At 64.9% G+C, this 8,607-nt stretch carries 10 protein-coding genes; 6 read left to right on the top strand and 4 right to left on the bottom strand.

The window, feature by feature from the left end; translation table 11 throughout:
* Together B3D39_RS01770 and B3D39_RS01765 are read left to right on the top strand one after the other, a co-directional pair.
* A partial coding sequence (locus tag B3D39_RS01770) for a sensor histidine kinase (protein WP_286789322.1) occupies nucleotides 1–254 on the top strand: 254 nt, incomplete at its 5' end.
* A complete protein-coding gene (locus tag B3D39_RS01765) occupies nucleotides 251–1,303 on the top strand; it encodes an ABC transporter substrate-binding protein (protein WP_286789321.1) in 1,053 nt (350 codons plus the stop codon). The genes B3D39_RS01770 and B3D39_RS01765, both read left to right, overlap by 4 nt.
* Nucleotides 1,304–1,311: 8 nt before the next feature.
* Here the strand turns inward: B3D39_RS01765 and B3D39_RS01760 are convergent, their stop codons facing one another.
* From B3D39_RS01760 to B3D39_RS01750, 3 genes are read right to left on the bottom strand one after another with little or no spacing between them, the layout of a single operon-like run.
* Nucleotides 1,312–1,785, bottom strand: a complete 474-nt coding sequence (locus B3D39_RS01760) for a flavin reductase family protein (protein WP_078539360.1) — start codon at nucleotides 1,783–1,785, stop codon at nucleotides 1,312–1,314.
* A complete protein-coding gene (locus B3D39_RS01755; protein ID WP_274962376.1) occupies nucleotides 1,772–2,401 on the bottom strand; it encodes an FAD synthetase family protein in 630 nt (209 codons plus the stop codon). The genes B3D39_RS01760 and B3D39_RS01755 overlap by 14 nt, the downstream gene beginning before the upstream one ends.
* A gap of 60 nt (nucleotides 2,402–2,461) precedes the next feature.
* Nucleotides 2,462–4,027, bottom strand: coding sequence for a 4-hydroxyphenylacetate 3-hydroxylase N-terminal domain-containing protein (locus tag B3D39_RS01750; RefSeq protein WP_274962375.1), 1,566 nt, complete (start codon nucleotides 4,025–4,027; stop codon nucleotides 2,462–2,464).
* Nucleotides 4,028–4,186: 159 nt separating this feature from the next.
* Between B3D39_RS01750 and B3D39_RS01745 the strand changes: the two genes are divergently transcribed.
* From B3D39_RS01745 to B3D39_RS01730, 4 genes are all read left to right on the top strand, one after another.
* Entirely contained in the window at nucleotides 4,187–4,933 is a 747-nt protein-coding gene (locus B3D39_RS01745) for an IclR family transcriptional regulator (RefSeq protein WP_176535986.1), read from the top strand.
* Between the two features lie 129 nt (nucleotides 4,934–5,062).
* Nucleotides 5,063–5,932: a dioxygenase gene (locus B3D39_RS01740; protein ID WP_274962374.1), complete on the top strand. Its 870-nt coding sequence runs from the start codon at nucleotides 5,063–5,065 to the stop codon at nucleotides 5,930–5,932.
* Nucleotides 5,933–6,020: 88 nt separating this feature from the next.
* The gene (locus tag B3D39_RS01735) at nucleotides 6,021–7,202 is read left to right on the top strand and encodes a muconate/chloromuconate family cycloisomerase (protein WP_286789320.1); all 1,182 of its coding nucleotides are present in this window, start codon (nucleotides 6,021–6,023) and stop codon (nucleotides 7,200–7,202) included.
* 4 nt (nucleotides 7,203–7,206) lie between these two features.
* Nucleotides 7,207–7,842 (top strand): glutathione S-transferase family protein, encoded by a 636-nt coding sequence (locus B3D39_RS01730; RefSeq protein ID WP_274962372.1) that lies wholly within the window; start codon nucleotides 7,207–7,209, stop codon nucleotides 7,840–7,842.
* A gap of 27 nt (nucleotides 7,843–7,869) precedes the next feature.
* On the opposite strand, the gene B3D39_RS01725 is transcribed toward B3D39_RS01730, so the two are convergent.
* A partial coding sequence (locus tag B3D39_RS01725; protein WP_286789319.1) for a LysR family substrate-binding domain-containing protein occupies nucleotides 7,870–8,607 on the bottom strand: 738 nt, incomplete at its 5' end.

Here is an 8,607-nt window from a genome sequence, read left to right as displayed (position 1 = left end):
GGCTGCGCGACGGGCGCGCCCGGCTCTGGGTGCGCGACGCAGGCCCCGGCCCCACGCCCGAGTTGCGCGCGCGTCTGGGCGAGCGTTTCGCGCCGGGGCATTCGGACACGCGTCGGCGCGGTGCGTCGAGCGGGCTGGGTCTCGCCATCGCGCAATCGGTAGCGGAAACCTATGGCGGCACGCTCGAGATGGAGAGCGATGCAGCAGGCTTCACCATCGCGATCACCCTGCCTCAGGCGGAGGAAACCACATGATCCGCGCGCTCCTGTCCCTCACGCTCTGGCTATGCCTGAGTTCCACCGTCGCGGCGGCCGAGCCCGAAGCCATCCGCACCTTCGGCCCCGATCAGCCCGCGCGCAAGATCACCCTGCGCACCACGACCGACGTCAACATCCTCGCCCCCGCGATCGAGGCGTTTCTCGACACCCAGCCCGGCCTCGCGATCCGGTTCGAGCAATGGGGCTCGAACGACCTCTACGATATTTCCGAAGCCGATTGCGCGTCCGGCAAACCCGGCGCCGATCTGGTCATCAGTTCGGGCGTGCAGCATTTGGTGAAGCTGGTGAACGACAATTGCGCCGCCACATGGGTCTCGCCCGAGACCACGGCGCTGCCGAAGGACCTGCGCTGGCGCGATCAGGTCTGGGGCATTTCGCGCGAGCCTGCGGTGATGATCTACAACCGCGCGCTGGTCCCGCCCGAGGACGTGCCGCGCACGCGCTTCGATCTGGTGGACCTGCTGCGGCCCGCGCAATCGCCCTACACCGGCAAGGTCGCGACCTATGATATCGCGGATTCCGGACTGGGGTTCCTCTTCGCTTTCCTCGACAGTCAGGAGGCCAGCACCTTCGGCGCGCTGATGGAGGCCTTCGCGCGCTCCGGCGCGGTCGCCACCTGCTGCTCGGCCGAGATCATCGATGGCGTCGCGGGCGGGCGCTACCTGATCGCCTATAATATCCTCGGCTCCTATGCGGCGCAGGCCGCGCGCGACAATCCCGATCTGGGGATCATCGCGCCCGCCGATTACACGCTGGTTCTGTCGCGCGCATCCTATCTGCCGGGGCGCGAGCCCAACCCGACCGCCGCGAAGCTGCTGGATTTCCTGCTCTCGCCAGCGGGTCAGAGGGCGCTGGCGAAGACCAAGCTGATCGACCCGATCACGCGCGACGGTGGCGGCAGCGACAGCGACGAGACGCTGGCCCTGCAACGCCTCATCGCGCTTGGCCCGGCGCTATTGGTTGCGACTGATACGATGAAAACCGCGCGATTCCTCGAACGCTGGCGGGATATTTTCGCGCAATAGCACGCTTCTCAGCTGGCCAGCGCGCCGAATTTGCCACCGCAGAACAGAAGCGGCCGGGCCTCCAGATCGCGGTCGATCTCGACGACCTTGCCGATGAAGAGCGTGTGATCGCCCGCCTCCACCTCCTGCGCGACCTCGGTCACGAAGACGCAGGCAGCCCCCGGCACGACGGGCATCCCGGCGCGCTCAATGAAGGGGTCATTATGCGCCGGATCGTGGCGGCCCGCGAAATGCATCGCCAGCCCTTCCATCTCGTGATTGAGCACCGAGACCGCGTAGCGCCCCGAGGCGCGCACTTTCTCGCGCAGCTTGCAATTGTGATCGAGCGAGATTGTGATCAGCGGCGGGTCGAGCGAGACCGACATGAAGGCATTCGCCGTCATCCCGTGATCGCCATCCTCGGTGCGCGTCGAAATCACCGTCACACCGGTTGCGAAACTGCCGCAAGCGTCGCGCAAATCGCGCGGATCAATTCCGGACATCGAATTCCTCCCCAAATCTCATATCCTGTGTCAGAAGCGCGCCCGACATCAGCGCGGCCGCATCGGTCGAGCCCTGAAGGGCCACGGCCTCGCGCGACCGGCCTTCGGCGCGCAGGCCCCGGATGCGCGTGGACGAGATCACCTCGCCGCCTTCGCACAGCACCGCGGGCGCCAGCGTCACGTTGAAGCGCTCGGCCAATGTGGTCACGCAGCCCGCCTGTTTCGCGCCGAAGCGGAAATCCGCGCCGACATGGATGCGGGCCGGGTTGATCCGCGCCAGATCGTCCAGAAACGCCTGCGGGCTGCGCGCCGCGTAGCTTTTGCAAAACGACGCCAGCACGATGTAATCCGGCCCGAGCCGCGCAATCCGGGCGAGTTTCTCCGAGACGGGCGATAGTTGCTTGGCGCGTCCGAAGAACACTTTCGGCGGCGGATCGAAGGTCCAGACGACCGACGGAACACCCGCCGCCCGCGCCTCGGCCACGGCGCGCGTGATCAGCGCCTGATGGCCGCGATGGACGCCGTCGAACGCGCCGATGGTCAGGACGCTCGCGGGCAGCGCGATCTGATCGTCGCGCAGCACCTGCGTCTTCATACCTGTGAAATCCAAACTCATGGGGCTCCTCCTTCCCCGGGGTCGTGGGCTGCGCGAGGATCCCGCGCAGCCCCTTCAGTCTCAGGCCTGGAACCCGCCCTTGAGGCGGTTCACGTCCCAAGGGTTCACGAGATCCTTCGACACCCAGCCGTCGAGGTCGTATTCGCTCATGAAATTGTCGACGAGACCGCGCATCATATCCAGCTCGCCCGTGGCCTGAGCGGTGAACATGGTCTCCATGCGGATCGCTTCGTAATTGCCCGCATAGTTGCTTTCATACAGCTCGTGACGGCCGCCGAATTCCGAGCCGATCGCGTCCCAAAGAAGCTTCAGCAGCTTCACCCGGTCGACCGCGACCATCCCGTTCGAGCCGCGCACGAAGCGGTCGAGATAGGGGCGCACGTCTTCCGATTGGAAATCGAGCGTCGAGGACGGCAGGTAGATCAGGCCCGAAGCGACGTGGCGCTCGATCAGTTCCTTGATCCGGGAATAGGCCATCGGCGCGAAGACGCGATACGCCATCGCCGAGGACGATTTCGGCGCGAGATAGCCATCGGTGCCGACCCAGTCGTCGGGGTTCATGACCATCGCGTCGCTGAGGCCCCAGAACAGGTTACGCCAGCCGATCACCTCGCCCACCGCCGTTTGCGGGCCGCGGAAGCCGCCTGCCCCGGTCGCATCGAGCGCCTTCGAGAACAGACCCGCGATGAAGTCGAGCTTCACCGCCAGACGGGTGCAGCCATGCAGCGTGAAGCGCGGCGCGAAGCCGGACGCCGGGAAGAAGCCGTTCACCTTCTCGATATCGCCATAGAGGAACAGGTTCTCCCACGGCACGAGCACCTTGTCGAAAACGAGGATCGCGTCGTTCTCATCGAGGCGCGAGGAGAGCGGATAGTCGAAAGGCGTGCCCATGACGGCGGCGTTCAACTCGTAGGACGCGCGCGAGATCAGCTTCACGCCGGGGCTGTCCATCGGCGCGGTAAAGGTCAGCGCGAACTTCTTGTCTTTGATCGGGACGCCGTAATAGCCGATGAAGTTGTAATGCGTCAGCGCCGAGCCGGTCGCGACGACCTTGGCGCCCGAGACCACGATGCCCGCATCGGTTTCCTTCTCGACCTGCATGAACACGTCGCCGGTCTCCTCAGCCGGCAGGTGACGGTCGATCGGCGGGTTGATGATCGCGTGGTTCCAGTAGTCGAGACGCTCCTGCGACTTGGCATACCAGTTCTTCGCGTTCTGCTCGTATTCTCCGTAATAGCCGGAATTCGCGCCCAGCGTGCCAAGGAAGGCCGCCTTGTAATCCGGGGCGCGACCCATCCAGCCGTTTGCCACGCGCTGCGTCTCGGCGATGGCGTCGCGGCCTGCGATCAGGTCTTCTTTCGTCTTCGCGCCCTTGAAGAACGGGTGCGTCCAGCCGCCCGAGCCAGTATCGGTGGGCCGCCCGATCGTGTCCTTCTCGGCATGCAGCTTGTCATACCAGCGCGCCACCATGCGCGACGAGTTGCGAAACGCCGGGTGCTTGGTGACATCCTTGACGCGCTCGCCATGGACATAGACTTCGCGGGCGTCCTGCAGACTGCTCAGATATTCGTCACCGGTATAGGGGGTCGTGACGCCGCTTTGGGCGTCTTTCACTTGGTCTTTCATGGTTCCTCCTCCATCAGGTCGGATGAACGAAAGACATGTCCGACCTGTCCCCTTCACGGTGCCGGAGCCGGGCTGATACCGAAAGGTATCGACAAATACCGCGACTTTTTCCGGCAATACCGGAATTCTGAGACCCGAAATCACCGCGGGAGGGTCCAGATGAAGACATTACGCAAGGTCGGGGAGCTTTTGCGCCAGTTCACCGCCGCTCAGCCGGAGCATTCGGTCACGGACCTTTCACGTGCGATCGGCAATTCCGTGAGCGGCACGCATGACCTCGTGAACGGTCTGGCGCGAATCGGATTGCTGCGAAAGGTCGAGCGCGGGCGCTACCGGCTGGGTCCGCTGGTCGCGACGCTGAACCGCGCGTTGGAGGATAGTTCCGCGCTGACGGAGGCCGCGCGGCCCGTGCTGGCGGCGCTCTGGCGCGACTATGGCGAGACGCTGCACCTGACCTTGCACGATCACGGGCGGCTTCTGGTGCTCGACGCACTGGAGGGCACGCAGGCGCTGCGGGTCTCGCGCGAGGCGCTGGGGTCGTGGATCGCGCTGCATGACAGCCCGCCGGGGATGCTCCATCTGGCGCAGTTCTCCCCGGCGCAGCTCGAGGAATATCTCGACCGGCACACCCGGCCCGGCTCGCGGCTGGAGGATCGCGCACGCTTGCGCGCGGAGCTGGACGCGCTCGCACGCGACGGGTTCAACGCGGGCGCGCCGAAGGACGAGGCGGATGTGATCTGCGTCTCGGCGCTGATCCGCGACCACATCGCCCAGCCCGTCGCGGTGCTGGTCATCTCGGTCCCCCGCTCGCGCCACGAGGTCCAGCCGCGCGCCTTCCGCAATATCGCCCTGGGCGCCGCACGGACGATTTCCGAACGCCTAGGGTATGAACTTCGCCCAAACTGAACCTTTGAGGTATTACAGGATACCGCGCACCCGTCTGGCCCAAGCCGCGTGCGCCATGCAAATCTCTCCTTATCGAATTGAAGGTGCTGCCCGGAGGAGGGCCGCCCACCGCATCCGAGGAGGAGACTTATGCGCAACGTAACCGTGGATAATGTGACCGATGTGGTCATCGACTCGCTGGGCCAGCACGCCACGCTCGAGCCGCGCCAGCGCGAGATCATGGAAAGCCTGATCAAGCATCTGCACGGGTTCTGCAAAGACGTGAACCTGACCCATGACGAATTTCTCTATGCCTGTGACTATCTGGGCCGCGCCGGTGCGCTATGCTCGGACAAGCGTCAGGAATTCATCCTGTTGGGCGACATTCTTGGCGTCGAAGTTCTGGTCGACATGCTCTCGAACCCGATCTCGGGCGACGAGACCGTCTCGACCGTGCTCGGGCCGTTCTTCCGCGAGAACGCACCGGTGATGCCGAAGGGCGCCTCGACCATTCAGAAGAACTTCGAGGGTCAGGAAACCGTCTATGTCGAGGGCTATATCCGCGACAACAAGGGCAACCCGATCCCCGGCGCGATCATCGACGTGTGGGAAGACGCGCCGAACGGTCTGTACGAGAACCACGATCCCGATCAGCCCGAATACAACCTGCGCGGCCGCTTCGAGAGCGACGAGAACGGGCATTACGCCTTCGTCGCGATCCGCCCCGTGCCCTACCCGATCCCCGGCGACGAGACCGCGGGCGAGCTGATCCGCTACATGGGCCACCACTGCATGCGTCCGGGCCACATCCACATGATGGTCACGCGCGAAGGCTACCGCCCGCTGATCTCGCAGATCTACGATGCCGATAGCGACTATCTCGACAGCGACTCGGTTTTTGCCGTGAAAGAGGACCTGATCGGCAAGTTCGAGAAGGCGCCCGACGGTTCGGACACCGATCTGGTTCTGCGCTTCGACTTCACGCTGGGCAATCAGGCTCAGGCGATGGCCGCGGAATGATCCGAGTGGCGTAAAGAGTTCCCGGCGCCGCACGCGCGGCGCCGGATTTACCATGAAGACCAATGACATATTTCGAAGGACAGAGCCGATGACTACGCCCGGCGTTGCGAAACTCGCAGATCATTTTCAGGGCGCGGACGCCCATGCGGGTCGCCAGATCGCGAAGATCGAGACTATGATCGTCGATTGCCCGACGACCCGGCGTCACAAGCTGTCCAACACGGAAATCAACTTCCAGTCCTATGTGATCGTGCGCGCCGAACTGGCCGACGGATCGGTCGGCTGGGGCGAGGCATCGACGCTGGGCGGCCCCCGCTGGGCCGAGGAAAGCGTCGAGGCGATGAAGGCCAATATCGACACGTATCTGGCCCCGGCGCTGGCGGACGCGAATGCGCTCGATTTCGAGCTGAATGCCGCCAAGATGGCCAAGGCCGCGAGCCGTAACAACGCCGCGCGCGCCGCGGTGGATGCCGCGCTCTACGATGCCGCCGGGCACTCGCTCGACCTGCCGGTCGCGGTCCTGATGGGGGGTGCGGTGCGCGACAAGATCGAGGTGATCTGGGCGCTGGCCTCGGGCGATGCCGATCAGGAGATTGAGGAAGCCAACCGCAAGTTCGACGCGCGCGAGCATCGCCGCTTCAAGATCAAGCTGGGCTTCAACACACCCGATCAGGACATGATCCGCCTACGCAAGATCGTCTCGGCGCTGGAGGGCAAAGCCACCGAGATCATCGTCGACGTCAATCAGGGCTGGACCGAAGCGGTCGCGATCCGCTACCTGCCGCAGCTGGCCGAGATGGGCGTGTCGCTGATCGAACAGCCGCTGCGTCCCGGTCTGATTGCGGCCACCGCGCGCGTGGCCGCCCGCGCAGACATCCCGATCATGGTGGACGAGGCCGCCTTCACCGGCCCCGATATCATCGCCAACGGCATCTCTGCCGCGGGCTCGGTCTATTCTCTGAAACTGGTGAAATCGGGTGGCCTGAACGAGATCAAGCGCGCCGCCGGGATCGCGCAGGCCTGCGGGATGGAGCTGTATGGCGGCTGCCTGATCGAGAGCGGCATCGGCGCCGCGGCGCATCTGGCGGTTTTCTCGACCCTGCCCCGACTCGAATGGGGCTGCGAGCATTTCGGTCCGAAAATCCTGAAAACGGACCTCACCGGCGGCGAGATCCGCTTTGCCGATTTCCACGTCCATTGCCCGACCGGGCCCGGCCTCGGGGTCACGGTGAACGAGGACGTGCTGGCCTCCGTCGCGCGGAAAGGCTGAGCCGATGCCGATCCTGCACTGGTCCCCGCGCTCGCCCTATGTCCGCAAAGCGATGGTCGCGCTGCATGAGAAAGGTCTCGCCGATAAGGTCGAGACCGTGCGCACCCATGCCGATCCGATGATCCCGCATGAGGAGCTGATGGCGATCAACCCGTTGTCGAAGATCCCGACGCTGGAGCTGGAGGACGGCCGCGTGCTGTTCGACAGCCATGTGGTCTGCGAATGGGCCGATCTGGAAAGCGCGGACGGCCCGCAGCTTTTCCCCGCCGATCCCGCCGCGCGGCTCGAGGCCGAGCGCGACGAGGCGCTGGGAACGGGTCTTCTGGACGTGGCGCTGCCGTGGCTGGTGGAGCTGAAGATGCGGCCCGAGGAACAGCGGTCCGAGCAGATGCTCGCCGTCTACCGGACCAAGATGAACCGGGTTGCGGATTGGCTCGAAGACCACGCCCCACGCCTGACCGAGCGGCCCTTCGATATCGGTCATCTGAGCATCGGCGTCGCGCTGTGCTATCTCGATTTCCGCTTCGACGGTGAGGGCTGGCGCGAGGGCCGTCCGGCGCTGGCGGAATGGCACGCACGCTTTGCCGAACGCCCGTCGGTGCAGGCCACGACCTTCCGCGACGACCCGCGCCCGACTTAACGTATCACTTCAACTTCGCGCCACAACCTACTGTTTGCGAGCGAATTTCCGCGTCACTTCTAGAAAGTGCATAACCTGCGGCGCGCGATTATCGAGCCGCGCATGCACGGTCAGCCCGGTCCCCGGATTATAGCCCTTATAGGGCCGGAAGATCACGCCGGGGCGCTGCGTGCGCGACACCGATTGCGGCACCACCGCGATCCCCACGCCCACGGACACAAGGCTGATCGCAGATTGAAAATCCTGCGCCAGATCGATCGCTTTCGGCTTGAACCCTTCCCGCGCGCAGATATCGAGCACGACATCGGCATAGCTGGGCCGGGGCTTGCGCGGATAGAGCACGAAGGTCTTATCGGCGAGGTCGGCGAAATGGATCTCGGCGCGGGTGCCGAGGTCGGAATTGTCGGGCAGCGCGAGGATCAACGGCTCGGTGCAAAGCGGCTCGCGGCGGAACTCCTCGTCGTCGAGGATCGGGCGCGCCACCGCGATGTCGATCTCGCGACTGACCAGCGCGGTGTGCAGCTCGGCATTGTTCATCGCCGAGAGCTGCAGCTCGACCTCCGGGTAGAAGGAGCGGTAGGATTTGATCAGCGTCGGCAGCACCCCATGCGAAGCCGAGCCGACAAAGGCGATCCGCAGCCGCCCGCCCGCACCGGAACCCACCATCTTCGTCTCGCGATAAGCCGCATCCAACCGTTCGAGCAATTGCCGCGCGTGATCCTGCAACACCTCGCCCGCCTGCGTCAGCCGGATCTGGCTGCGCGA

Origin of the sequence: Thioclava sp. UBA3469 (genome assembly GCF_002378135.1) — a bacterium.
In the GTDB taxonomy this organism is placed as follows: Bacteria; Pseudomonadota; Alphaproteobacteria; order Rhodobacterales; family Rhodobacteraceae; genus Thioclava; species Thioclava sediminum.
Note: the sequence above shows the minus strand (reverse complement) of the source record. Positions and strands in the feature narration are given on the sequence as shown.